The sequence below is a fragment of the Pseudomonas sp. NY15364 genome, from assembly GCF_048068235.1.
Lineage (GTDB): Bacteria > Pseudomonadota > Gammaproteobacteria > Pseudomonadales > Pseudomonadaceae > Aquipseudomonas > Aquipseudomonas mendocina_D.
The window spans coordinates 26,727-51,814 of record NZ_JBLUPX010000024.1 but is presented as its reverse complement, the minus strand read 5'-3'; the positions used below and the strand labels follow the sequence as shown (position 1 = coordinate 51,814).

At 62.9% G+C, this 25,088-nt stretch carries 24 protein-coding genes and 1 pseudogene; 8 read left to right on the top strand and 17 right to left on the bottom strand.

Going from position 1 to position 25,088, the window contains the following annotated elements:
* Positions 1 to 6: 6 nt before the first annotated feature.
* The 13 genes from ACNFCJ_RS18290 to ACNFCJ_RS18230 form a co-directional block, all read right to left on the bottom strand.
* Entirely contained in the window at positions 7 to 276 is a 270-nt protein-coding gene (locus ACNFCJ_RS18290) for a K+/H+ antiporter subunit F (RefSeq protein ID WP_013714638.1), read from the bottom strand.
* Positions 261 to 758 carry a Na+/H+ antiporter subunit E gene (locus ACNFCJ_RS18285; protein WP_143506734.1) on the bottom strand — a complete coding sequence of 166 codons (498 nt, stop codon included), beginning with the start codon at positions 756 to 758 and terminating at the stop codon, positions 261 to 263. The genes ACNFCJ_RS18290 and ACNFCJ_RS18285 overlap by 16 nt, the downstream gene beginning before the upstream one ends.
* A complete protein-coding gene (locus tag ACNFCJ_RS18280) occupies positions 755 to 2,266 on the bottom strand; it encodes a monovalent cation/H+ antiporter subunit D (RefSeq protein ID WP_416772884.1) in 1,512 nt (503 codons plus the stop codon). Before ACNFCJ_RS18280 ends, ACNFCJ_RS18285 begins: the two co-directional genes overlap by 4 nt.
* Positions 2,263 to 2,592, bottom strand: a complete 330-nt coding sequence (locus ACNFCJ_RS18275) for a Na+/H+ antiporter subunit C (RefSeq protein WP_099522068.1) — start codon at positions 2,590 to 2,592, stop codon at positions 2,263 to 2,265. Before ACNFCJ_RS18275 ends, ACNFCJ_RS18280 begins: the two co-directional genes overlap by 4 nt.
* A 1-nt stretch (position 2,593) precedes the next feature.
* The gene (locus ACNFCJ_RS18270) at positions 2,594 to 5,386 is read right to left on the bottom strand and encodes a monovalent cation/H+ antiporter subunit A (protein WP_416772882.1); all 2,793 of its coding nucleotides are present in this window, start codon (positions 5,384 to 5,386) and stop codon (positions 2,594 to 2,596) included.
* 346 nt (positions 5,387 to 5,732) lie between these two features.
* Complete coding sequence (locus tag ACNFCJ_RS18265) at positions 5,733 to 6,194, bottom strand: membrane protein (protein ID WP_004423834.1); 462 nt, start codon at positions 6,192 to 6,194, stop codon at positions 5,733 to 5,735.
* Positions 6,195 to 6,308: 114 nt separating this feature from the next.
* Complete coding sequence (locus ACNFCJ_RS18260) at positions 6,309 to 7,442, bottom strand: glycerate kinase (protein WP_256834956.1); 1,134 nt, start codon at positions 7,440 to 7,442, stop codon at positions 6,309 to 6,311.
* A 56-nt stretch (positions 7,443 to 7,498) separates the two neighbouring features.
* Complete coding sequence (locus ACNFCJ_RS18255) at positions 7,499 to 8,866, bottom strand: GntP family permease (RefSeq protein ID WP_416772880.1); 1,368 nt, start codon at positions 8,864 to 8,866, stop codon at positions 7,499 to 7,501.
* A 185-nt stretch (positions 8,867 to 9,051) separates the two neighbouring features.
* Complete coding sequence (locus ACNFCJ_RS18250; protein ID WP_143506739.1) at positions 9,052 to 10,182, bottom strand: sugar diacid recognition domain-containing protein; 1,131 nt, start codon at positions 10,180 to 10,182, stop codon at positions 9,052 to 9,054.
* 100 nt (positions 10,183 to 10,282) lie between these two features.
* Positions 10,283 to 10,801, bottom strand: a complete 519-nt coding sequence (locus tag ACNFCJ_RS18245) for a ProQ/FinO family protein (RefSeq protein WP_106732964.1) — start codon at positions 10,799 to 10,801, stop codon at positions 10,283 to 10,285.
* A 104-nt stretch (positions 10,802 to 10,905) separates the two neighbouring features.
* Positions 10,906 to 11,553: a pyridoxamine 5'-phosphate oxidase gene (gene pdxH / locus ACNFCJ_RS18240; RefSeq protein WP_099522075.1), complete on the bottom strand. Its 648-nt coding sequence runs from the start codon at positions 11,551 to 11,553 to the stop codon at positions 10,906 to 10,908.
* 80 nt (positions 11,554 to 11,633) lie between these two features.
* The gene (locus ACNFCJ_RS18235; RefSeq protein WP_143506740.1) at positions 11,634 to 12,287 is read right to left on the bottom strand and encodes an OmpA family protein; all 654 of its coding nucleotides are present in this window, start codon (positions 12,285 to 12,287) and stop codon (positions 11,634 to 11,636) included.
* A 226-nt stretch (positions 12,288 to 12,513) separates the two neighbouring features.
* Positions 12,514 to 13,659, bottom strand: a complete 1,146-nt coding sequence (locus ACNFCJ_RS18230; protein ID WP_416772912.1) for a serine hydrolase domain-containing protein — start codon at positions 13,657 to 13,659, stop codon at positions 12,514 to 12,516.
* Positions 13,660 to 13,879: 220 nt separating this feature from the next.
* Here ACNFCJ_RS18230 and mbhE point away from each other — a divergent pair, with 220 nt between their 5' ends.
* From mbhE to mnhG, 6 genes are read left to right on the top strand one after another with little or no spacing between them, the layout of a single operon-like run.
* Positions 13,880 to 16,600, top strand: a complete 2,721-nt coding sequence (gene mbhE / locus ACNFCJ_RS18225) for a hydrogen gas-evolving membrane-bound hydrogenase subunit E (protein ID WP_416772876.1) — start codon at positions 13,880 to 13,882, stop codon at positions 16,598 to 16,600.
* The gene (locus ACNFCJ_RS18220) at positions 16,600 to 17,004 is read left to right on the top strand and encodes a sodium:proton antiporter (RefSeq protein ID WP_416772874.1); all 405 of its coding nucleotides are present in this window, start codon (positions 16,600 to 16,602) and stop codon (positions 17,002 to 17,004) included. Before mbhE ends, ACNFCJ_RS18220 begins: the two co-directional genes overlap by 1 nt.
* Complete coding sequence (locus tag ACNFCJ_RS18215; protein ID WP_416772872.1) at positions 17,001 to 18,497, top strand: proton-conducting transporter membrane subunit; 1,497 nt, start codon at positions 17,001 to 17,003, stop codon at positions 18,495 to 18,497. Before ACNFCJ_RS18220 ends, ACNFCJ_RS18215 begins: the two co-directional genes overlap by 4 nt.
* Complete coding sequence (locus ACNFCJ_RS18210; RefSeq protein WP_416772870.1) at positions 18,497 to 18,994, top strand: Na+/H+ antiporter subunit E; 498 nt, start codon at positions 18,497 to 18,499, stop codon at positions 18,992 to 18,994. The genes ACNFCJ_RS18215 and ACNFCJ_RS18210 overlap by 1 nt, the downstream gene beginning before the upstream one ends.
* Complete coding sequence (locus tag ACNFCJ_RS18205; RefSeq protein ID WP_004423813.1) at positions 18,991 to 19,302, top strand: monovalent cation/H+ antiporter complex subunit F; 312 nt, start codon at positions 18,991 to 18,993, stop codon at positions 19,300 to 19,302. The genes ACNFCJ_RS18210 and ACNFCJ_RS18205 overlap by 4 nt, the downstream gene beginning before the upstream one ends.
* Positions 19,299 to 19,637, top strand: a complete 339-nt coding sequence (gene mnhG / locus ACNFCJ_RS18200) for a monovalent cation/H(+) antiporter subunit G (protein ID WP_416772867.1) — start codon at positions 19,299 to 19,301, stop codon at positions 19,635 to 19,637. Before ACNFCJ_RS18205 ends, mnhG begins: the two co-directional genes overlap by 4 nt.
* A gap of 9 nt (positions 19,638 to 19,646) precedes the next feature.
* Here mnhG and dinG read toward each other — a convergent pair whose 3' ends face one another.
* Positions 19,647 to 21,791 (bottom strand): ATP-dependent DNA helicase DinG, encoded by a 2,145-nt coding sequence (gene dinG, locus ACNFCJ_RS18195; protein ID WP_416772856.1) that lies wholly within the window; start codon positions 21,789 to 21,791, stop codon positions 19,647 to 19,649.
* 140 nt (positions 21,792 to 21,931) lie between these two features.
* Between dinG and ACNFCJ_RS18190 the strand changes: the two genes are divergently transcribed.
* On the top strand, positions 21,932 to 22,396 hold the full coding sequence (locus ACNFCJ_RS18190; protein WP_416772855.1) for a CopD family protein: 465 nt from the start codon (positions 21,932 to 21,934) through the stop codon (positions 22,394 to 22,396).
* Positions 22,397 to 22,445: 49 nt separating this feature from the next.
* Here ACNFCJ_RS18190 and ACNFCJ_RS18185 read toward each other — a convergent pair whose 3' ends face one another.
* The 3 genes and pseudogenes from ACNFCJ_RS18185 to ACNFCJ_RS18175 all read right to left on the bottom strand — a co-directional run.
* Complete coding sequence (locus ACNFCJ_RS18185; protein ID WP_416772853.1) at positions 22,446 to 23,207, bottom strand: collagen-like protein; 762 nt, start codon at positions 23,205 to 23,207, stop codon at positions 22,446 to 22,448.
* The gene (locus ACNFCJ_RS18180; RefSeq protein WP_416772851.1) at positions 23,200 to 23,502 is read right to left on the bottom strand and encodes a DUF1145 domain-containing protein; all 303 of its coding nucleotides are present in this window, start codon (positions 23,500 to 23,502) and stop codon (positions 23,200 to 23,202) included. Before ACNFCJ_RS18180 ends, ACNFCJ_RS18185 begins: the two co-directional genes overlap by 8 nt.
* A gap of 291 nt (positions 23,503 to 23,793) precedes the next feature.
* A pseudogene (locus ACNFCJ_RS18175) lies at positions 23,794 to 24,147 on the bottom strand (OmpA family protein); the annotation flags it as partial.
* Between the two features lie 442 nt (positions 24,148 to 24,589).
* Here ACNFCJ_RS18175 and ACNFCJ_RS18170 point away from each other — a divergent pair.
* Positions 24,590 to 25,087, top strand: coding sequence for a DUF6231 family protein (locus tag ACNFCJ_RS18170; RefSeq protein WP_125835619.1), 498 nt, complete (start codon positions 24,590 to 24,592; stop codon positions 25,085 to 25,087).
* Position 25,088 lies beyond the last annotated feature (1 nt).

Below are 25,088 nucleotides of genomic sequence, written 5' to 3'. Positions count from 1 at the left end.
CCCCCCTTAATCGATGATGTCGCCGTGCAGCAGGTGTTTGCCCACCGCAACCGTACCGACGAAGCCCATCACTGCGATCAGCAGTGCGGCTTCGAAGAACAGGTCCGACGCCAGCCAGATGCCGAACAGCACGATCAGCGCCAGCGCGTTGATATACAGGGTATCCAGGGCCAGGACGCGATCCACCACGCTTGGCCCTTCGACCAGACGCGCGACATTGAGCAACATGGCCAGCGTGAGGATGCCCATGCACAGAAAGACTACGTTCTCGAGCATTCGAAAATCTCCAGCAGCGGCTTTTCGTAGCGACTCTTGACCTCGGCGATCAGCTCGTCGCGATCCGGCACGTTGAGCCCGTGCAGCAGCAGTGTCTTGTGGTCAGAGCTGAGGCCGGCAGAGACGGTGCCAGGCGTCAGCGAGATGATGCAGGCCAGGGCCGACAGGACGAACTCGTCCTCTATCTCCACCGGTACCTCGACGAATGCCGGTTCAAGACGCGATTTCGGTCCGAGCACCAGCTTAACCACCTGCAGGTTGGCCACCACGATGTCGTAGAACACCTTGCCAATGAACAGCAGCAGACCCAGGGGCTTGCGCACTTTCGGCACGGTCAGCAAGAAATCGCCGCACAGGTGCACGATCGACCACCCCAGAAACAGCCCGAGCAGGATATGCCCCAGGTTGAGGGTGTTGACCAGCAGCAGCCAGAGCACTGTCAGCACCAGCATCATCCGCGGGTGGGGGAACAAACGCCTCATGCCGCACCTCCGGCAATGATCGACAGATAGGGTTGCAGATCGAGCAACTGCGCTGCGGCAGCCTCCAGATACGCCATTATCGGGGCAGCAGCGATCAGCAGTAGCGGGCTGGCCAGCAACAGGCCCAACGCCGCCAGCAGGCTGATACGATCAGCCGGCTCGGCTTCCGACGGCAACGCATCCGCGCCATGGCCCAGCCAGAACAGGCTGGTACCGGCGCGGCTCAGCGCCACCAAGGTCAACAGACCGCCAATCAGAATCACCGGCCACAGGCTCCAGGCCTGCCAGCCTGGCTCGGCCGCGCGTAGCAGCAGCATCTTGCCGAGGAAACCAGAGAACGGCGGCAACCCGGCCACGGAGATTGAGGCAAAGAAGAACATGCAACCCAGCACCAACGGCTGACGCAGCACACGCTCCTGCTGCAGATCGCCACCGGCGCTGTCACGCTGGGCGACCACCAGGCCGGCCAGCAGGAACAAAGCACCGCTGATCAGCGTGCTATGCACCATGTAATAAAGCGCAGCACTCAATGCCGCTACGTTACCCATGGCGAAGCCAGCCATCAGCGTGCCCACCGAGACCACCACCAGATACGCCAGCAACGCCTGCAACTGTCGCGCACCCAGAGCACCAATCACACCGAAGGCAATGGTCGGCAGCGCCATCCACCAGAGCAGCTCATGGCCTAGGTTGGCCAGCGGCCCAGCCTCTTCGCCGAACACCAGGGTGAACACGCGGACGATGGCGTAGAAGCCAACCTTGGTCATGATCGCGAACAACGCCGCCACCGAAGCGGGCGCCGCGGCATAGGCGCGTGGCAGCCAGAAACACAACGGCAGCACGGCAGCCTTGAGGCCGAAGACGATCAGCAACAGGTAGGCCGCGGCCTTGATCAACGGTGCATCGGCGACATCGGCGCTGGCTACGCGCGCTGCCAGGTCCGGCATGTTCAGAGTGCCGATCAGGCCGTACAACAGGCTGACGCCGATCAGGAAGAACGACGAGCCCAGCAGGTTGAGCACCACGTAATGCACGCCGGCCTTGACCTGATTGGCACGGTTGCCATGCAGCAGCAGCGCGTAGGACGAGATCAGCAGGATCTCGAAAAACACGAACAGGTTGAACAGGTCGGCGGTCAGGAACGCACCATTGATGCCCAGCAACTGGAACTGGAACAGCGCATGAAAGTTCGGCCCACGCTCATCATCGCCACGGCAGGCGTAGATGAGGGCGAAGCAGGCGAGCAGTGAGGTAAGCAACAGCAGCGCAGCGTTGAAGCGATCGAGCAGCAGCATGATGCCGAACGGCGCCACCCAGTTGCCCAACGCATAAACCTGCAACTGCCCCGCACCAGCCAGCAGTACCAGATACAGACACACCGGCAGCAGCGCCAGGCAGCCGATCAGGGAAATACCCCGCTTCACCTCACGCGACCAGCCGTGGCCGACCAGCAACAACGCGCCGAAAAACATCGGCAGCAGAATGGGGAGGATGATGGCGTGACTCATGCGCGCGGCTCCTCGCCATCGACGTGATCGGTTTTCAGCTCACCCATGCCACGTAGGGCCAGCACCACGACGAACGCAGTCATGGCGAAGCCAATGACGATGGCGGTCAGTACCAGCGCCTGTGGCAACGGATCACCATACTCGGCGCTCTTGCCGATCACCGCCGGCACGCCCGTGCCGAGCCGGCCCATGGCGAAGATGAACAGATTGACCGCGTAAGAGATCAGGGTCAGCCCCATCACCACCGGGAAAATGCGCGCCCGCAGCAGCAGGTAGACGCCGCTGGCAGCCAACACCCCGAGGGTAATTGCGAATACTGCCTCCATATCAGATGACCTCCTTGCACGACTCGTCCTGACTGACATGGCCGATATTGGAAAGGATCAGCAGGGTGGCGCCGACAACGGCCAGATACACCCCAAGATCGAAGAGGATCGCGGTGGCCAGTTCGATTTCGCCAATCAGCGGAATATGGAAATGGCCAAATGCCGAAGTCAGGAACGGCGAGCCGAAGAGCCAACTACCCAGACCAGTCAACCCAGCGATCAGCACGCCCCAGCCGGCGGTGGCGTGATAACTGAATTTCAGGCGTTCCTGAGTCCAGGTCACACCATGGGAGATGTACTGCAGAATCAGCGCCACCGAAGTGATCAGGCCGGCGATGAAGCCGCCGCCCGGCAGGTTGTGCCCGCGCAGGAAGATGAACGCCGAAATCAGCAGCGCCATCGGCAGCATGGCCCGCGCCAGGTTGTCGAGGATCATCGGATGCGCGTCGGTCGACCACGGACGACCGTTCTTGTCATGGGTCGGATGCGGCAGGTGCAGGCCATGCAGCAGCGCGTAGATACCGATGGCAGCAATCGCCAGCACGGTGATCTCACCCAGAGTATCGAAGCCGCGGAAGTCCACCAGGATCACATTGACCACATTGGTGCCACCACCACCGGAGACGCTGTTCTCGAGAAAGAACGACGAAATGCTCTGATAGGGACGGGTCAGCACCGCATAGGTCAGCATCGCCACCATGGTGCCGCTGCCCAACGCCAGGGTCAGATCACGCAGACCACGCAGGCTGCTCGACTCCGCCGGGGTACGGTCGGTCATGAAGTACAGGGTGAGAATCAGCAGGATGATGGTCACCACCTCTACCGACAACTGGGTCAGCGCCAGATCCGCCGCCGAGAAACGGGCGAAGGCCAATGCCACCATCAGGCCGGCAGCGCTGAGGATCATCAGCGCCACCAGGCGACGACGATGGAAGACCACGGTGAGTACGGCGGTGACCATCAGAATCAGCATGCCGGTGACGGTCATCGGATCGAGCGGAGTCATCGGCACGCTACCGGCCAACTGCTCGAGCGGCGACAGCGCGATGATCACCAGAGTCAGGGCACTGCCCAGCATCCAGGCCAGATAGCGCTGCTGCGAGCCGCTTTCCAGCAGCACGGTGATGCGCACGGACAGGCGCGTCATGTAACGCACCACCTGATCGAAGGCATCCTTGGCATCCAGGTTGGGCAGCCCCTCGTACCAGCGGAACAGCGGTTTGCGGCAGGTGTAGACGATGATCCCACCGAACAGCGCAACGAAACTCATCAGCAGCGGCAGGTTGAAGCCGTGCCAGACCGCCAGGCTGTACTCAGGCAGCTCGCCACCCAGGGTCGAAGCGGCGGCGGCGGCCAACAACGGCGCTACCGTGTAGGCTGGCACGATGCCGACCAGCAGGCAGAGGAAGACCAGCACCTCAACCGGCACTTTCATGTAGCGCGGTGGCTCGTGCGGCGGGTACTTGGGCAGGTCGATCGGCTCGCCGTTAAAGAATACGTCGTGGATGAAGCGCAGCGAGTAGGCCACCGAGAACACGCCGGCCAGGGTTGCCGCTGCCGGAATCACCCAATTGAAACCACCCAGCAGGTGCTGGTGCAGGGTTTCGGTGAAGAACATTTCCTTGCTCAAAAAACCGTTGAGCAGCGGCACGCCAGCCATGGCCGAAGCCGCCACCATCGCCAGCACTGCCGTATGCGGCATGAACTTCCACAAACCGTTGATGCGCCGCATGTCGCGGCTACCGGTTTCGTGGTCGATGATGCCCGCCGCCATGAACAGCGAGGCCTTGAAGGTGGCGTGGTTGATGATGTGGAACACCGCCGCTACCGCAGCCAGGCGGGTATCCAGGCCGAACAGCAGGGTGATCAGGCCCAGGTGGCTGATGGTCGAATAAGCCAGCAGGCCTTTGAGGTCATGCTGAAACAGCGCCATGCACGCCCCCACCAGCAACGTGGCCAGACCGGTCAGACTGACCATGTAGAACCACCACTCGGAGCCAGCCAGCGCCGGGTACAGGCGTGCCAGCAGGAATACCCCGGCTTTGACCATGGTCGCCGAGTGCAGATAGGCCGATACCGGCGTCGGCGCCGCCATGGCGTGCGGTAGCCAGAAGTGGAACGGGAATTGCGCCGATTTGGTGAACACACCCAGCAGAACCAGCACCAGCGCCAACGGATACAGCTCGTGCGCGCGAATCGCGTAGCCGGCGGCCAGCACCTGAGACAGCTCAAAACTGCCGGCGATGTGACCGATCAGCAAAATACCGGCGAGCAGCGCCAGACCACCGCCACCGGTGATTGCCAACGCCATGCGCGCGCCTTTGCGCGCCTCGGAACGCGAGCCCCAGAAACCGATCAGCAGGAACGATGACAGACTGGTCAGCTCCCAGAACATCAACATCAGCAGCAGATTTTCCGACAGCACCACACCGAGCATGGCGCCCATGAACAGCAGCAGGAACGCGAAGAAACGTCCCATCGGCTCGGTCTTGGCCAGGTAATAACGGGCATAGAGGATGACCAGCAGGCCGATGCCGAGAATCAGCAGGGCGAACAGGAAGCCCAGGCCATCGAGGCGCAGGCTGAGGTTCAGGCCCAGGTGCGGCAGCCACTCCAGCTTGACCCGCAGCACCTCACCAGCGAACACCGCCGATTGGTGGTTGAACAGCAGCACCAGCGCCACCACGGGCGCGAGTGCCGCAGCCGCAGCACAGGCCGAGCGTCCAAGGCGCTCGGTGAGTACCGGCAGAAATAAACCAAGAAATGGCAAGGCGACAATCAGCGCAAGCGCCATCGGAAAAACCCCTTATGCAGGCACGTCAGGTCGTGCGATCCAGCTACGAAAACTGGAGTCGCAACTCCCTGACGGTGATATTCCATGCACCACAACGGATCAGCTAAGTCGTTGTCGGCACAAGCATAACGGCCGATTATCCATAACTATCAACGCAACGTCATGCATTGAATTATCGTTAAACACACTTGGTAACATGCACGCGCTGCTGGCAGCCGACCATCACTATAGCGAGGCCACAAAAAATTGCCGCGAGCGTTTTTGTCCGAGCCTGAAGAGTTGCCGTCAGAGATGGCAGACAAAAAAAAGCCGGAGCAACCTAAGTTGCTCCGGCTTTTTGTCACGATCAGTGGGTGACGCGGCTGGTGCCGTTGACGGTCATGATGCGCACGCGCTCGCCGACGCGGAACACTTGGTTCGGCTCGACTTCCTGGACGTAGGCGCGCATGGTGCCGTCGTCCTCACGCACGGTGATCTCAACACCCTGAGTACGGGTCAGACCTTCTTCAGCAGCGGCGCCCAACAGACCGCCAGCGACGGCACCGACTACAGCCAGGACAGCGCTGCCGCGCCCGCCACCTAAGCCACTACCACCGATACCGCCAACCACAGCACCGGCACCGGCACCGATCGGCGTCTTGGTCCCTTCGATCTTCACCGGGCGCAGCGATTCGATGGTTCCCATGCGTACTGTTTGCACCGCTCGGGCCTCATCGCGACTGTAGGTATCGCCAGTCAGACTGGACTGACAGCCCCCGAGGGCCAACACCGCGGCCAGCGAGGTAATGAGCAGAGTGGGTTTACGCATAGCAATTCCTCCAGAGGTATCTCAATCCATTAGACGCCGGGCGAGCGTAACTGTCACGGCGGAGCCTGACCAATAGTTACTTCAGACAGATCAGGTTCAGCGAGGTTCGCCCTATCAGGATCGAGCGAGGCGCCAGAGACGGGCGATATCCGTGGTGCGAGCCTGCAACTCAGCCGCCGCACCAGCCATCGCCTGCTCCAGGGACAATGGCCCCGGCGCCAGGCTGAATGCAGCTTCGATACCAGCGTCGTACAGCGCCTGATAGTTGTCGCCCAGACTACCGGACAAGGCGATGACCGGTACCCCGGCCGCACGCGCCACGCGCGCTACCCCGACCGGGGTCTTGCCATGCAGGGTCTGGGCATCCATACGCCCTTCCCCGGTAATCACCAGATCCGCGTTCTCTACTGCTGCAGCGAGACCGGACAGCTCGGCCACCAGCGCGATACCGGGGCGGAAGCTTGCCTTGAGGAAGGCACGCGCAGCGAAGCCGAGACCGCCCGCCGCGCCCACACCAGGGAACTCGGCGTGGTCCTCGCCCAGCGTCGCCGCCACGATACGGGCGAAGCGACCGAGCGCCGTATCCAGCTCGGCGACATGCTCTGGCGTCGCCCCCTTCTGCGGACCGAAGACCGCAGATGCACCGCGTGGCCCGCACAAGGGATTGTCGACATCAGCGGCGACCTCGATCTGCACCTTGAGCAGACGCGCGTCGAGCCCACTCAAATCAAGCTGGTCGAGACCAGCCAAAGCCGCGCCACCCGGCGCTAGCTCGCGCCCCTGGACATCGAGAAAGCGCATCCCCAGCGCCTGTAACAGGCCAGCACCGGCGTCATTGGTGGCACTGCCGCCCAGCCCCAGGATGATGCGCGTAGCACCGGCATCCAGCGCCTCGCGGATCAGTTCGCCAGTGCCGAAGCTGCAGGCCAGACGAGCATCGCGTTGTTCACGTGGCACCCAGTGCAAGCCACTGGCAGCAGCCATCTCGATAACCGCTGTGCCCTGCCCCAGCCAACCCCAATGCGCCTTGACCGGCTCACCCTGCGGACCACGCACCTCACACTCGCGGCGCTCGCCGCCGACGGCAGCGAGCAGCGCATCGACCGTGCCTTCGCCGCCATCGGCCATTGGCCTCAGCAAACATTCAGCCTCGGGAAAAACCTGCTGCCAACCGCGGGCGATGGCGGCAGCCACGTCGGGCGCGCTGAGGCTCTCCTTGAAGGAGTCAGGAGCAATGACGATTTTCATGATAGGTACCTCGAAAGGAGGCAGGCGACCTTCTGGTCGCCTGCCGGTATAGCGGATTACAGCAGAACCAGACTCAGCAGCCAGACCGCGGCCATACCAGCGACACCCTGGATCAACGTAGCCATGGTTTGGGCACGGTAAGCGGTCGCCACTTTCATGCGGCTGAACTGGGTCACGACCCAGAAGAAGCTGTCGTTGGCGTGGGAAACGGTCATCGCACCAGCACCAATGGCCATCACCGTCAGCACGCGACCCATTTCGCTGTCGAGGCCCAGGTTGCCCAGCAGAGGCGCAACCATCGCCGAAGTGGTGACCAGTGCGACGGTGGAGGAACCCTGGGCACTCTTCAGCGCAGCAGCCACCAGGAACGGCATAAACAGGCCGATGCCCAGTGCCGACAGGGTGTCGCCCAGATAACCGGTCAGCGCGGTGGCCTTGAGAATGGCACCGAAGGCGCCACCGGCACCGGTGATCAGCAGAATCGGAGCTGCCTCTTTCAGGCCATGAGCGACATAGTCATGGAACTGCTGACGCTTGCCTTCGCCCTTGAGCAGCGAGCACGCCAACACCAGACCGACCAGCAGCGCGGCAACCGGCTGACCGAGGAAGCTCAGCACATCGAAGAAAGCGCCAGTACCGAAGGGCTTGCTCGGGAAAGCAGCGACCGAGCCCAGGCAGATCAGGATGATCGGCACGAAGATCGGCGAGAACGCCTGCCAGGCGCTGGGCAGCTTGCCGTAGCGAGCGCGCAGTGCATCGAAATCGACGTTATCGGCGAGCAGCTCGCTTGGCGCTTCCTCCAGCAAGTCGTGGTCGTTCTGCTTGAGGAAACGGTTGGCCCACAGCATACCGGCCACGGCGGTGACCGCAGCGACCAATAGACCGACCAGAATCACCAGGCCCAGCGAGGCTTCCAGGCCCAGGTTGCCGGCCGCAGCGATCGGACCGGGGGTTGGCGGCACGAAGGTATGGGTGGCATACAGGCCGGTAGCCAGGGCCACGCTCATGGCCACCACGGACACCTTCATGCGTGCAGCCAGGGCATTCTTCAGCGAGTTGAGAATGACGTAGCCGGAGTCGCAGAACACCGGAATCGATACCAGGTAACCGATGATCGACATGGTCAGGGTGGGGAAACGCTGGCCCAGCAGACGAATAACCGTCTCGGCCATGGTAATGGCGGCGCCGCTGCGCTCGAGGATCACGCCAATGATGGTACCGAGAACGATGACGATACCGATGTAACCGAGAATGCCGCCGAAGCCGGCAGTCATGGTCTTGATGATTTCGCCGCTAGGCAGCTGATAGGCAAAGCCGGCGATCAGCGCAGCAGCCAGCAATGCCAGGAAGGGGTGCAATTTCAAACGGGTAGTGGACAGCACGATGAATGCAATCAGTGCCACCAGGATCAGGACAAGGCCCATGACCAGTCTCCTCATTGTTGTTATGGCGGGCGCGAGGCCCGGATGGGAATGCCGACAGGCGCCACATTGTGGCTCAGCCTGCACCAGCATCGCCCTGTGCGCCAGCACCAAAACAACAAGAGCTGAGTGCAATTGGCTGTGCAATCGCACAAAGCCAGCACCTCGTATTCACCAGCGAAGATGAATTACCGAACGCTCAACGGCGCTGTCGCGGCAGGCTCCAGCAAGCCCAGCCCCAAAGATAGCTGCAGGCGCTGATCCAGCCGATTGAGATCCAGACCACTGAGTTCGGCGATGCGCTCCAGGCGGTAGCGCAACGTATTGCGATGAATGCCCAACTCCTGTGCACAGGTTTGCACCTGGCCGTCATGCGCGCACCAGGCTTCCAGCGTGGCCCTTAGCGTGCCTTGCGGGTCCTGCATCAGCACCTGCCGCAACGGCGCCAGCCAGCCCTGCAGTAACCAGCTGTGGCGCTGGGCATAGAGCAGCGTCGGCAGGCGCAATTCGTCCAGGCGTAGCAGGCGACGATCGGGAAAGCGCGCTTGGCCATAGGCCTGAAGATCGCGCAGGGCCAGGCTGGCCTGGCGCAGCTCGGTCAGATCATGCAGCGGATCGCTGAGCGCCAGCGACCCTACCCCCCACTCGCGCTCGTCAGCCTGCTGGAGCCAGGCACGATCATCACGGGTGGCGTTGTAGGGCCGGCACCAGAGCAGTTCATGGCGCCCGAGCGGCGCCACCAGATGTTCACTCTTGCCCCCCAATGCGGCGAGCAGACGCGCCTGACGCGGCAGCGGATCGCCCTCACCATCGAGTTGCAGCAGACACATCTGTCGTGGCCAGGTCAGTTGCAGGCCCAGACGTTCGGCATCGACCTCGAGACTGGACAGACGCAGCATGGGATCGAGCAACTGTCGCAACCAGGCCTCCTGCTGGTGCCGCTGCCAATGCCGCTCGGCTTGTAGCACGCGATGCTCGACCAACATTTCCGCTGCCATGCGCACCAGTTCGGCATAGGGCCGCACGATCTCGGGGTCGCCCGTGATACCGAGCACGCCAATCAGGCGCTCGGCATGCAGCAACGGCAGATTGACACCTGGCTTGACACCTCGCAGGCACGCCGCCGCCTGAGCGTCGATCTCCACCACGCGACAATTGGCCAGCACCAATTGCGCCCCCTCATGACGGGTGTGCAGCCGGCTGGGGTCACCGCTGCCGATGATCATGCCCTGGGCATCCATCACATTGATGTTGTGCGGCAGGATGGCCATGGCGCGGTCGACAATGTGCTGCGCCAGGGTAGAGTCGAGTTCGAGCATGAAAAACGGCCTCGCGAATGAGGCCGTCATTGTAGGCGCGCCAGCGACGCTTCACGAGGTATCCCTCGCAGCGCCGGCAAAACCTTCAGCTAGCCAGGATTTACTCCGCAGCAGGTGCTGCAGCGCTCTCCACGGCCTTGTCGTCCGCTGGAGCTTTCGCCTTGGCCTGATTGCGCCGAGCTTCGGCACGGTGCCGCCTGGCCTGCTGCTTGGCATGCAGCGCCTGCGCCGCCGTCACCATACCAACGGGCTGGCCTTGCAGATCCAGACGCGGTGCATTTTCGGTCATGGCAGCCCAGTAACGACCACCGCGGCACCAGGCGGCAATACCCGCTTTGAGCTGCTCAACGGTGATACCGAGCAACTGCAGATGTTGCTCGGCGTCCTTGAGAATGCCTTCCTTCAACGGCACCTTGGGCGCCGGATTGACCGGGAAGGCCAAGGGGAAGTGCTTCTGCAAGCGCCAGATCGCCTCGACGGTAGGATCCTGCTCACGCGCCTTACCTTTGGGCGGCTGCTTGCGTTTTTGCGGCTTCGCGCTTTCGGTCTTTACCTGCTGTACCTGCTGCTTCTCGGCGCGCAGGCGGTCACGTAGCTCGGCTAATTGTTCAAAACCCATCGTTCGGTTCGCAGCGTCCTGGTTGGTTCGTGGCGCAAGGGTATCTTATGTGCTCGTTTCGTACAGCCTTATTGGCGAACAGCATGCTCGACGGTAGCTGATGGTCAGGGCGCCAACCGCTCACGAATCCAGGCTTCACCCTTGAACCGATAGTTGAGGCGGTCATGCAGGCGGCTTGGCCTGCCCTGCCAGAATTCGATGCGCTCGGGCAGCAGGCGGTAGCCGCCCCAGTGCGGTGGACAGTGTGGCGTCTGGTTGAGGAAGCGTCTTTCGGTTTCCGCCAGCAGGTTTTCCAGCTCGGCGCGGTCGCGAATCACCTTGCTCTGCGGCGAAGCCCAGGCGCCGATGCGGCTGCCCAGCGGGCGTACCTGGAAGTAGCCGTCAGATTCGGCCGGGGTGACCTGCTCTACGCGGCCTTCGATGCGCACCTGGCGCTCCAGGCTGGGCCAGAAGAAGGTCATGGCGGCGAACGGGCGCGCCGCGAGCTGGCGGCCCTTGGCGCTGTCGTAGTTGCTGAAGAAGGTGAAGCCGCGTTCGTCGAGCCCCTTGAGCAGTAGCACCCGGCAGTGCGGGCGGCCATCTTCGTCGACAGTGGCCAGGGTCATGGCGTTGGGTTCGACCGGCAATTGCTCGGTCTTGACCGCGTCATCGAACCACTGACGAAACAGGGCAAAGGGTTCCAGCGGGGCCTGGGCTTCGCTCAGGCCATCGCGGGTATAGTCGCGGCGCATATCGGCCAGGGTTTGGGTCATGGCAATTCCTCAGGGCAGGGCCAGAAACCAATCCGCTGGATTCGAGTGCCTGCCCGCTCAGGGTGGAAATGCCCACAAGCTTACTCCGACTTGCCCACTTTTCCTTGATCTGCAGCAGCTACCTTGGGTGCATCCTTGAGCTCCGCCTTGGCCGGTTGGCTGTACTTGGCGATCAGGCCCTGCATGGTGTCACGCGAGGTCAGGAGGATTTCCACACGGCGGTTGAGCGCACGGCCGGCCGCGCTGTCGTTTGCCGCACGGGGTGCGTCGGAGCCCAGGCCCATGACCTGCAGGCGGTTCTGCTTGAGGCCGCTGAGACGAAAAATCGAGGTCACGGCACGCGCGCGCTGCTGACTGAGTTCGCGGTTCTTCGCGTCGTCACCGCTGGTGTCGGCATGGCCGAGCACGACCACGGCGACATCGTCGTCGGCTTCCAACAGTTTGGCCACGCGAGTGATCGGGCCCAAGCTGACCGGCAGCAGCATCTGCGGGCGATCCGGATTGAACGAGCCCTGCACCGGAGCAGTGACCACCAGCAGGTTCTCGCGGCGTTCGAACTCGAAGTGGCTGCCCTTGACCGCTTCACGCAGTTTCGGCTCGTACTCGTCGAGCCAAGCGCGGGTCACTTGAGGCGGTGGCATCACTGCCGGCTTGGCGACTTCCTTCTTTTCCGAGCCGGCGCAGCCCGCGATCAGCAGGCAGCAGGTAAAGGCAAAAATCTTGTTGGCACGCATGTAGCCCCCGGGGTCAAACAGATCTAATGGTCGATTCGTTATCAGGCTGTTGAAAAACTACCTGCGTTGCCATTGCTGCGTTAAAAACAGGCTCAAAATGCTCATTTACAACTCGTAAACTCCGCTTTTTCGCCTGTTTTTGCCTTGCACTGGCTGCCTCGCCTACGTTTTTCAACGGCCTGTTATGGTTGGTACTGAACGGTTGGCGCAAGTTTAGCCGTTTCAATCAGATACAGTCCGCAATCTGTCGCGCAAGTTTCTGCGCGCGGGGGTCCATCAAGACGAACGGTCCTAAATTGTTGGTAACGAAACCGAATGCCAGGTCTCGTTCCGGGTCGGCAAAACCGCTGGAGCCACCGGCGCCGGGATGGCCGAAGGCTTTTGCCCCCATGCCATAAGTGGCGTTGGCCACATCGGCCTGATCGAGCATGCAACCCAGGCCGAAACGCGTGCGGGTCAGCAAGGTCTTGTCGTCACCGACACTGTGCTCACGGGTCATTTCACCCAGCAGCTCGGCATCGAGCAGGCTACCGTCGAGGAGACCGGCATAGAAGCCCGCCAGGCTGCGCGCGTTTCCGTGACCATTCGCGGCCGGCTGCTGCATGCGCCGCCACTCCGGCTTGTTGGTACTGGTCATGATCGACGGCGGGTTGGTGAACGAGCGCGTGCTCATGGCTTGGGCGTCACTCATCATCACCTTGAGCAGACGCTGCGCTGCAGCGTCGCCAAGATTGCCCTTGCCGCGAGCGATATGGGCGACGCGATCAAATTCACTGTCAGCCAGGCCGACGTGGAAATCCAGCTCCAGCGGCTTGGCGATGCGCGCAGCGATGCTCTCGCCAGGGCCACGGCCTTCGACACGGCGAATCAGCTCACCGATGAGCCAACCATAGGTAATCGGCGCGTAGCCATGACCATCACCCAGCGGCCACCAAGGCTCTTCAGCCGCCAGCGCATTAGTCATGGTCTGCCAGTCGTATAGCGCCTCGGCGGGCAGTGCCTGGCGCAACGCCGGCAAGCCGGCCTGGTGGCAGAGCAGGTGACGCACGCTGATACGCTGCTTGCCGGCGGCGGCGAACTCAGGCCAGTAGCGCGCCACCGGTGCATCCAGGTCGAGCTTGCCCTCACCCACCAGTTGCAGGGCCACCACAGCAGCGAAGGGCTTGGTGCAGGAGAACAGATTGGCGATGGTGTCGCTGTGCCAGGCCTGCTGGCCGTCCTTGTCCATGACCCCGGCCCACAGGTCGACCACGGTTTCCCCGCCGACCTTCACGCACAGGGCCGCGCCCCGTTCCTGTGTGTCCTCGAACAGAGCGGCAAATGCGTCCCTCACCGCTTCGAAGCGCAAGTCGAAATAGCCCTGAATCTGCACGCTGCTCTCCTGTTTCACCGCTTATCTCAATACTGCCAATGATGGCAGCCACCCATCATGCAATGTTCTGAAACTTCATAAAATAGCGATGTTCGATTGGTTTTTCCTATGATGAAACAAATGCGGCCTGATATGACCAATACGCCCTGAATAGCGCAGCTAAGGTGCGTACGTAGTCGTCAGGCCGCCTTGGATTCGACGCTCGGCACAGGAGAAACGAGTGCTCTACCTACTGTCCCTGATCGCCCTGGCTGCCATCATGGCACCCGGCCTGACGCGCCTGTTGGGTGCTCGCACAGGTTGGCTGCTGATGGTGGCGCCGCTGGCGGCCTTCGTCTGGTTCGTCCAACAGATTCCGCTGATCGCCGACGGTGGCGCGGTGATGCAGAGCCTGAGCTGGATTCCGGCACTGGGCATCAACCTGAGCCTGCGCCTGGACGGCCTCTCGCTGGTTTTTGCCCTCTTGATCAGCGGCATCGGCAGCCTGATCGTGCTCTACGCCGGCAGCTACCTGTCCAGTCATGTCCACCTCGGTCGCTTTCACGCCTACCTGCTGGTGTTCATGCTGGCGATGCTCGGCCTGGTGCTGGCCGACGACCTCGTGGCGATGTTCGTATTCTGGGAGCTGACCAGTATCGCCTCCTTCCTGTTGATCAGCTTCCAACATGAAAAGGCCGTCTCGCGCCGGGCGGCGCTGCAGGCGCTGCTGATCACCGGCGGCGGCGGACTGGCCCTGCTGGCGGGCCTGATCCTGCTCGGCGGCGCCACCGGTAATTGGCAATTCTCCAGCCTCAGCGTCGAGCAGATCGAAGGCCATGTGCTGCTGCCGGCGATCATCGCCCTGGTGCTGCTGGGCTGCTTCACCAAGTCGGCGCAGGTGCCCTTCCACCTGTGGCTGCCCAACGCGATGAACGCACCGACGCCAGTGTCGGCCTACCTGCACTCGGCAACCATGGTAAAAGCCGGCATCTATCTGCTGGCCCGCCTCAACCCGGTGCTCGGCGGCTCCGTCGGCTGGGGCACGCTGCTGATTACCTTCGGCGCGGCCACTGCCGTGCTCGGCGCCTTCCTGGCCTTCCGCCAGACCGACCTCAAGCGCTTGCTGGCGTACACCACGGTCACCGTGCTGGGCCAGCTGACCATGCTGATCGGCACCAACACCAGCTATGGCCTGCAGGCGTTCGTGCTCTATCTGGTGGCGCACTCTCTCTATAAAGGCGCACTGTTCATGGCAGTCGGCGCCATCGACCACGCCACCGGCACCCGTGAACTGGCACGCCTTGGCGGCCTGATCCGCTTCATGCCACTGACGGGTGCGGCGGTGGCCCTGGCGGCGTTTTCCAACGCCGGTCTGCCGCCTTTCTTCGGTTTCATCGCCAAGGAGTTCAAGTACACCGGTCTGATCGAGATGGGTCATATCGGCTGGGCGGTGACGCTGGTGATGATCCTTACCAACGCCCTGCTATTTGCCGCTGCCGGCCTGGTCTTCCTGCAGACGTTCCTCGGCAAGCGTGGCGACTACCCACGCACGCCGCATGAAGTTGGCCTGCCGATGTGGCTGGGGCCGATGCTGCTGGCTATCGGTGGTTTCCTGCTCGGTGCCTGGAATGCCTGGCCGGAAACCTGGCTGGTGAATAATGCGGTACAGGCCGTGGCACGTGGCCCGGTGGATGTGCACCTGTATCTGTGGGGCGGCATCACCCCGGCGCTTGTGGCCAGCTTGCTGACTGTGTCGCTGGGCGTGCTGTTCTATGTGATGCACGACCGAGTGCGACAAGTGCTCGATCGCGCCAACGCGGCCTGGAACGTCAGCGGCGACCTGATCTGGGATCGCCTGCTCAAGCGCGTATTCCATTTCGCTGGGTTGCTCGCCGCGCGCTTTCAGCATGGCTCGTTGCGCCAGCATCTGGTGCTGCTGGCCCTGGCAGTCGGCGGCCTCTTGGCGGTTGGCCTGTTGCCTGCTCTGCCGCAACTGCTGCGGGGCAGCTACAGCCCCATCTCACCGCTGGGCTTGGCCGGTTGCCTGTTGGCTCTGGCTGGTGGCGTGGCAGCAGCCTTCCTGCCTGGCCGACTGACCTTGCTGGCGGCGTTGGGTGCTTGCGGTCTGGGTCTGGCGCTGGTGTTCGTCTCGGTCAATGCACCGGACGTGGCGATGACCCAGCTGATGGTGGAAACCCTCAGCCTGATCTTCCTCGCCCTGGCGTTTCGCAAGATGCCCACAGTGCCACCCAGCGGCGCACGCGCACCGTGGAAGCGACGCCTGCATGCCAGCGTGGCGATTCTCTTCGGCCTCAGCGTGACCGGCGCCCTGCTGCTGGCGGTAAGCCTGCCACTGCCAGGTGAAATCGCCCAGTGGTATCAGGCCAACAGCTTGCCGGGTGGCCACGGGCACAACGTGGTCAACGTGATCCTGGTGGACTTCCGCGCCTTCGATACCCTGGGCGAAATCCTCGTGGTCGCCCTCTCCGCCCTGGCTGCGGCCAGCCTGCTGGGCACAGGCCGGCGCTTCGGTAACGAGCATAGCGGTGAAGATGCCTTCACCTCGCCGCTGCTACGCCAAGGCCTGCGCCCGCTGGCCTGGTTGATGATGGCCGCGTCGCTGCTGGTGCTGTGGCGCGGTCACAACCTGCCCGGCGGAGGTTTCATTGGCGGCTTGGTGGCGGCCTGCGGCCTGATCCTGCTGGTGCTGACCTACGGCCACGGGCAGATTCGCCGGGTGCTGCCCGTTGCGCCTGCGCAGCTGATCGGTATCGGCCTGGGTTGTGCGGCGGGCGCCGGCATTCTTGGCCTGATCGCAGGCAGCGCCTTTCTTACCGGCCTGTGGACCTTCCCCGGCGGGCTGCCGCTGGGTACGCCCTTGCTCTTCGATATCGGCGTTTTCCTCACCGTGTTCGGCTCCGCCCTGCACATGATCGACAAGCTCACGGGAGTTCGCCAGTAATGGAATGGCTAGCCGCAATTACTACCGGAGGCCTGGCGGGTCTGGGCCTGTGGATGCTCCTGGATCGCAACCTCAAGCGCGTCGTGCTGGGCGTGGTGGTCCTGGGTAATGCAATCAACCTGGGGGTTCTCACCGCTGGGCGCTTCTTCGGCGAACGCCCGGCATTCGTCGAGGCTGGCAACGCAGTCAGCACCGCCAACCCGTTGCCGCAGGCGCTGGTGCTGACCGCCATCGTCATCGGTTTCAGCCTGTTCATCTTCGCCCTGGCGCTGCTCAAGCGCACCCGCGAACTGCATGGCGACAAGACCACCGACTCGGTCAGCGCAATCACCGAGCAACCGGCACCGGACTGGCACGACAGCGAGCATGAACACGACGCCCATGGCGCGGAGGCTCGCCGATGAATCACGCGTTACTCGTTGCACCGATTCTCATCCCCCTGTGCAGCCTGCTGCTGGCGATCATCCTGCGCCGCCACCTGCTGGCCGTGCGCGTGCTCAGCCTGAGCGGCGCCGCCCTGCTGCTGGCCGTCGGCCTGGTGCTGGTCTGGCAGGCCGCGCAAGGCGTGGTGCTCAGCGGTCAGGTGGGCAACTGGGAGGCTCCGTTCGGCATCAGCCTGGTGATCGACCGATTGTCGGCGGTGATGATCGCCATCAGCGCCCTAGTGGCGCTAGTCACCCTGCTCTATGGCGTGGCCAAGGACAACGACAGCAAGATCGGCCGCGACTTCCACCTGTTCATCCAGGGGCTGCTGACCGGTATCTGCGGCGCCTTCATTACCGCTGACATCTTCAACCTGTACGTCTGGTTCGAGGTGCTGCTGATCGCCTCCTTCGCCCTGATGGCGCTTGGCGGTGGCAGCCGCCGGCTGGCCGGCAGCATGACCTACGTGGCCCTGAACCTGTTCGCCACACTGATCTTCCTGCTCTCCGCCGGCCTGGTCTACGGCGCCAGCGGCACGCTGAACATGGGCGAGCTGGCGGTGATCATGCGCAGTGGTGAGGCGCCAGCGGGGGTGACGCCGGCACTGCTGCTGATGCTGCTGTCGTTCGCCATCAAGGCTGCGCTGTTCCCGGTGTTCGGTTGGCTGCCGGCGACCTATCACGTCGCCCTGACAGCCGTTTCGGCGATGTTCGCAGGACTCTTGACCAAGGTCGGCGTGTACGCGCTGATCCGCCTGGTGACCCTGCTCTGGCCGGAGCATGGCCTGCCGCATCAACTGCTGCTGTGGGTCGCCTGCGCCACCATGCTGGTGGGCGTGCTGGGTGCGGCGGCGCAGACCGAGGTGCGGCGCATCCTGTCGTTCCACATCGTCAGCCAGGTTGGCTACATGATCCTCGGCCTTGCTCTGGCCACCCCGCTGGCGCTGGCCGGCGCGGTGTTCTACTTGATCCACCATATCGTGGTGAAGGCCAACCTGTTCTTCATCGGCGGCCTGGCGGCGCGCATCTGTGGCTCCGAGCGGCTGGCCGACATGGGCGGGCTATATAAGCGCATGCCCTGGCTGGCACTGCTGTTCGCCATTCCGGCGCTGTCGCTGGCGGGCATTCCGCCGCTGTCCGGTTTCTGGGCCAAGTTCCTGCTGGTCAAGGCCAGCCTGGATGCAGCTGCCTGGTGGGCGGCGGGCATCGCCCTGCTGACCGGCGTGTTCACCCTGCTGTCGATGAACAAGATCTGGAACGAAGCCTTCCTCAAGCCCCATCCAGGAGGTGAAGAAGCGCTGCAAACGGTTACCGGCATACGCGCGGCCGGGCTGGGCATGAGTGCCCTGGCGCTGCTAACCGTGTTGATCGGCCTGGGCGCCGGTCCGCTGATCGACTATGCCGTGGCGGCCGCCGCGCAGCTCGCCGACCCGCAAGCCTATCTGCAACCCTTCACCGGCGCAGGAGGTATCTGATGCTATTTGTCATCCATTTGCTGGCCAGCGCTGGCCTGGCCTGGAGCCTCGGCGCCGGCCATCTGGGCGGTGGCCTGCTGGCCTTCGCCCTGTTGTACCTGATCGCTCGCCTGCTGGGGCTGGCCGTCCAGCACCTTGGTCGTTATGCACGCAGCCTGGAACATGGCGTCAGTTTCTGCCTGTGGTTCATCGCCCAGGTATTTCTCGCGACTTACCACGTCGCCATTCTGGTGCTGGCGCGCCGGGTCGACGTGGAACCAGCAGTGCTCGCCTATCCGGTGACCCGCCGCGAAGTGGACAAGGTCACCCTGCTCGGCACCCTGCTGACTCTGACCCCCGGCACCCTGGCCCTGGATTATGACGAGGAGCAAGGCCTGCTCTATATCCACGCACTCGATGCACGTCGCCGTGAGGACGTGACCGAAATCCTTATCGAGCTGGAACGCCGTCTGTTGGCCTGGCTCGATGCCGGCAAAGCCGAAGGAGTAACGCCATGACCCTGCACCTGGCCGGCGCCGCCTGGGTATTGCCCTTGGCTGCAGCCATGCTCGCACTGAGCGGTTTGATCAGCCTCTATCGCCTGCTGCGCGGCCCGAGCCGCCCGGATCGGGCGGTGGCCATCGACGCCCTCACCCTGCTGGCGGTCGCCGCCATGGCACTGCTGTGCCTGATGCGCGGCGAGGCGCTGTTCATCGACGTCGCGGTGCTGCTGGCACTGGTGTCGTTTCTCGGTACGGCAGCCTTTGCCTTTCTGTTCGACGATGCCCACAGCCAAATGCCGGAAAAAAGCGAGGAGCGCCCATGAACGAAGTACAAGCCTGGCTAGCCTCGCTGCTGGTGCTGAGCGGCGCGGTGATTTCTCTGCTTGGTGCGATTGGCGTGCTGCGCCTGCCCGACAGCTACAGCCGCATGCACGCCGCTAGCAAGGCCGGCGTGCTCGGCGCCGTCCTGTTACTTGGCGCAGTGGCTCTGGCCAGCAGTGGCGAGCTGGCACTAGAGGCCTTTATCGGCCTGCTGATTCTGCTGGCCAGCGCACCGCTGGCCGCTCACGCCATCGCCCGCGCCGCGCACCGCGCCGGCATTCGGCCGACGCTGGGGCGGTTGGGTGATGAGCTGGAGCAGCGCAACAGGGGGCGGTGAATAGATCAGTCAGTCGATTTGCCGACGGAACGGCGGCAACGCATTGAGAATGGCCTTGCCGTAGCGCTGGGTAACCACACGCCGATCCAGCAGGGTGATAGTGCCGCGATCAGCCTCGGTGCGCAGCAGGCGACCGCAAGCCTGTACCAGGCGCAGCGAAGCGTCCGGCACGGCGATTTCCATGAAGGGATTGCCACCGCGCGCCTCGATCCATTCGGCCAGTGCCGCCTCCACCGGATCATCCGGCACGGCGAAGGGAATCTTGGCGATCACCACGTGCTCGCAGTAGGCACCGGGCAGGTCGACACCTTCGGCGAAACTGGCCAGGCCGAACAACACGCTTTCCTCACCTGAATCGACGCGTGCCTTGTGCTTGTTGAGGGTCTCCTGTTTGGACAGGTTGCCTTGAATGAACACCCGTTTGCGCCAGTCGCGATCCAGGCCGTCGAACACGTCCTGCATCTGCTTGCGCGAGGAGAACAACACCAGCGTCCCGCGACTGCCGGCCACCAGGCCCGGCAGCTCGCGGATGATGGCCGCCGTATGCGCAGCAGCCTCACGCGGGTCGGCCTTCAGGTCGGGCACGCGCAGCAGGCCGGCATCGGCATGATGGAAGGGGCTTGGCACTATCGCCGCGACCGCCACCTTGGGCAAGCCGGCACGCATGCGATAGCGGTCGAAGGTGCCCAGCGCGGTGAGCGTCGCAGACGTCACCAGGCAGCCATGGGCGACATTCCACAGGTTACGGCGCAGCGTCTCGGCGGCCAGGATCGGGCTGGCGTTGACCTCGATATCGAACAGCGCGCCGCTCTCGACCAGGGTCAACCAGCGCGCCATCGGCGGGCTTTCCTCCGGGTCTTCGGCGGTGAAAGCCAGCCATAGCTCCCAGTTGCCCTTGGCGCGCGCCATCAGACTGCCGAACAGCGGGTACCACTCCTCGGCCTGGTGGCTGGCGATGCCCACGGCGCCTTCGCCATCCATGGCTTCCTTGAGCAGCTCGGTAACCCCGGTGAACAGGTCGTTGAGCTTGGAAAAGCCCTTCTTCAACTCCAGCCCCAACTCGGTCAGGTGCTCCGGCACCACGCCGCCGACGAAGCGGTGACGCGGGCGTTCGCGCCCTTCCATGTCCTCGCCGGCCTTGAAGTCGGCAATCTCTTCACAAACAGTGAACATGAATTGCTGCTGGGTCTTCAGCTCGCGGGCCAGCTCCGGCACCTGTTCGATCAGCCGACCGAGATCCCCCGGCAACGGGTTCTGCGCCAGCAGCTTGGTCAGGTTCTTGTCGATCTGGGTCAGCCAGTCGGCGGTCGAGCGCAAGCGAGTAAAGTGGGCGAAATGGCCGATGGCCTTGTCCGGCAGGTGATGGCCTTCGTCGAATACGTAAATGGTTTCACGCGGGTCGGGCAACACTGCGCCACCGCCGAGGGCCAGATCGGCCAGCACCATGTCGTGGTTGGTGACGATCACATCGACCTTGCCCATGCCCTCGCGCGCCTTGTAGAAGGCGCACTGTTGAAAGTTCGGGCAATGCCGATTGGTGCATTGGCTGTGGTCGGTGGTCAGCTGCGCCCAGCGCACGTCCTCCAGCTCCTCCGGCCAGCTGTCGCGGTCGCCATCCCATTTGTTGCCGGCGAGCTTTTCGATCATCGCGGTGAACAGCTTCTGGCCCTGTTCATCCACATCGATGCGAAAACCTTCTTCCTCGAACAACTGCGCGGTAGCGCTCTGCGCGGCGCCGTCCTGCAGCAGGTGATCAAGCTTGGACAGGCACAGGTAACGGCCACGCCCCTTGGCCAGGGCGAAGCTGAAGTTCAGGCCGCTGTTGCGCAAAAGGTCGGGCAGATCCTTGTGCACGATCTGCTCCTGCAGCGCCACGGTGGCGGTGGCAATCACCAGGCGCTTGCCAGCGGCCTTGGCCGTGGGAATGGTGGCCAGGCTGTAGGCCACCGTCTTGCCGGTACCGGTGCCCGCCTCGACCGCCACCACGGCAGGATCACCCAGACGCTTGCCCTCGTCATCGGTCTTGATGGTGCCGAGCACCTTGGCGATCTCGGCGATCATCAGCCGCTGGCCGTAACGCGGTTTGAGCGATTTGGCCTCGAGAAAGCGCGAATAGGCGCCCTGGATCTGGGACTTGAGTTCGGTACTGAGCATGGATTCTGAAACGAAAAAGGCTGGATAAATTTTCAGTATTCGCGGAGCGGTCGCTATCATAGCGCGCCTGTCGATCTGGCGCAGACTCGCGTGCCAATCGAATCAACCAAGCTGCCAAACGGCCCCTCTGGAGATACCGCATGACACCTTACGCACCGCTCTATGCGCTACACCTGCTGGCCGCCGTCGTCTGGGTCGGCGGCATGTTCTTCGCCTGGATGATTCTGCGCCCGGCAGCGGTGGAAACACTGGAGCCGCCAGCACGCCTGCGCCTGTGGCTGAGTGTGTTCAAACGCTTCTTCGTCTGGGTCTGGCTGGCGGTACTGATCTTGCCTGTGACCGGCATGGGCATGCTGCACATGGGCTACAGCGGCTTCGAAGCAGCGCCGCGCTATGTGCACATCATGATGGGCTTGTACCTGGTGATGCTCGCCCTGTTCCTGCGTATTCAAGCACTGCAGCTACCGGAGCTGCGGCGCGCCGTGGAAACCGAAAATTGGCCGGCAGGCGGCGAGGTGCTGGGGCGAATTCGCAGGATCGTAGGCAGCAATCTGTTGATCGGCCTGGCACTGATGACGCTGGTGGCCATGCGTCCATCATTCTGATCGATGACGCAGCCCTCGCTGGCAATGAGCGAACGAGGGCTGGGTAGGGTCAGAAACGAAACACCTGCACGGCGCCACTGCGACCTGCAGCGCCTTCGCGCCCAGGCTGACCGGGTTTGCCATCGGCAGCCCCCTCTACGCCATAGACCAGGCAACCCTTGGCGGCCCCGCCACGGCCGGGGCGCCCCGCCGAACCAGCTGCACCACCCGCGCCGCCATCGAGCAGCACCTGCATGCGCTCGACCTCGACATAGTGCGGCACTTCCAGAACCACCTTGCCGCCCGGTGCGCCTTCATGGCCATCAGTACCGTCCTGACCATCGTAGCCAGCGCTGGCCTGGCCCCAGGTGCAACCACCCGGCTGCCCATGCGCGCCATCGAGCCCGGCATAACCCGGTCTGCCTTGCCCACCTCGTACATCCAAGGTCAGCGATTCGAATGTCAGCTTATGCAGCTTGAGCTTGATCTCCCGACCAGGAGTAGCCGGCCGCGTGTACGTACCAGCGGCGCCCTTGGCGCTGATCCAGGCGCCCGGGCCGATATCGGCATCCTCAACAACCAGACGCAGCGGCTGATCGCTGGGCGCTACGCCAATACGTGCGTCGCGGCCCATCAGCAACTCGCCGATATGCAGCTCGGTCACCGCTGCAGGAATCATCAGGGTGGCCTGATCCGCCACCTCCAGTCGCTCAAGCTGCAGACTGCTGCTGGCGACCGGTAAGCGCATCAAGGTATTGGAAGGCACCTTGACCTGCGTAGCAGCAAGTGAAGTACCCGCAAACAGGCAGAGCAACAGCGTGAAACTACGCATGAGAAGCCTCCTCAAACGCTGCTGCCATGCATTCGGACTTGTGCTCTACCTTCAGCGGGTAGAGATGGAAAATGCCGAACAGCAGGACCTGTAGACGATCCAGCCAGGGGCTAGCGCGACCGGACAGGAGGTCTGAAAACAGCCACAGTTGCACGCCATGCAGCAACGCAAGAAAGGCCGCGAGCACATAGACGAGTTGTTCGAACGGGGTACCGAAACTCTTGGCCAGCGCCGCCCCGAATACCAGCCAGAAGGCCAAGGCCAGCGCCTTGCCCATCGTCAACAATGTTTTCATCCCCGCCCTCTTGCGCAGCTATTTTCTAATTAGCGCTGCACGTTACCCCCTCGCAACAATGACCACCAGAGCGACGAATATTTTTTAACGACTTTGTTTATCACCCGCGAACGCCAGAGTGCCCCGCTGCATCCGTCATGGGCGCGGCCCACTATCAGCGAGGAGGGGCAGGTACAAGGAAGATTGCGCGCAAGCCGCGGTCAGCGGCAGATTCCACACAAGAAAAGGCCCGACCGATGAAAATCGGCCGGGCCTTTTCGGGTGACGCCTTATCCGGTTGAGCGAAGCGCCTTACGGCTGAGCTTCGACCTCGGCTTCTACGCGACGGTTGATGGCACGGCCATCAGCAGTGGCGTTGTCGGCAACCGGGCGGCTCTCGCCATAGCCTACCGCCTGCACACGGCCGGACTCGACACCGTACTGGTTGACCAGAACGTCGCGAACGGCACTGGCACGGCGCTCGGACAGACCCTGGTTGTAAGCATCGCTGCCCACGGAGTCGGTGTGACCTTCAACCACGGTGCTGGTCTGCGGGTACTGTTTCATGAAGTCAGCCAGGGCTTTGATATCGCCGTAGCTTTCCTGCTTGACCTGAGCCTTGTCGAAGTCGAACTTGACATCCAGCTCGACACGAACGGCTTCGGCTGGCTCAGCCACGGCGACTTCCTCGACCATGACCTCTTCTTCGACGACGGCAACCTGCTGCGCTTCAGCACCGTGTACCCAGCAATAGGCTGCGGCCATACCGGCACCCACCAGCGCACCACCACCTGCCCAGGTAGAACTTTCGATTGCCCCTAACGCCGCACCACCCACACCGCCTACAGCTGCGCAGGTGGGCCAGTCGGTTTTCTGCAAGCCGGCACAGCCGGTCAGCAGGGTACTAGCCAGAATCAGGGGTACTGCGTTCCTTGTGATACTCATACTTTAGGTCTCCAATGTTCATCGGCCCAAAACCGACTCGATAGTAGTAAAGACAGGAGTTGTACAATCCGCCAGCTATAGCAGCTTCTGCGGATAATTTTCTCTCACTCTAGGCCTGATACCGACACCACGTTAGTCTTTGCAGACTTTTCGAGGAAGTTCGATGACCGCCAGCCTTAGCACCCGTACTCCACAGCAAGCCATTGCGGCACTGCTTGCCCGCTATACCCCCGAGAAACTGCTGTTGCTCGGGGCAAGCGAACTACCCGCAGTCAGCGCCTTTCACAGCGCCCACCCGCAGTGTCAGGTCACCACCGCACCTGCTGCCCCCCTGGCGCCTGAATTGGCCGCGCAGCGCTTCGACCTGGCAATTCTGGTCGACTGTCTGGAGCACTTACCCAAACGCGATGGACTGCAACTACTGGGCGGCATCCGCAACCTCAATGCCAGCCGGGTCGCCGTATTACTCGACCTGAAGGCATGTGGTTGGCAGGAAACCGATCTTTTCGCCCTGGCTTTGCAAGCCAGTGAACAGTTCCAGCGCGAGGGACAGACCCTGCATCTGTTCACCTATGATCTGCTTGATTACAAGCAAGTTCCCGACTGGTTGAACGCAAAATTCTGGGCTAATCCACAAAACTTCGGCAAATACTGGTGGTAGA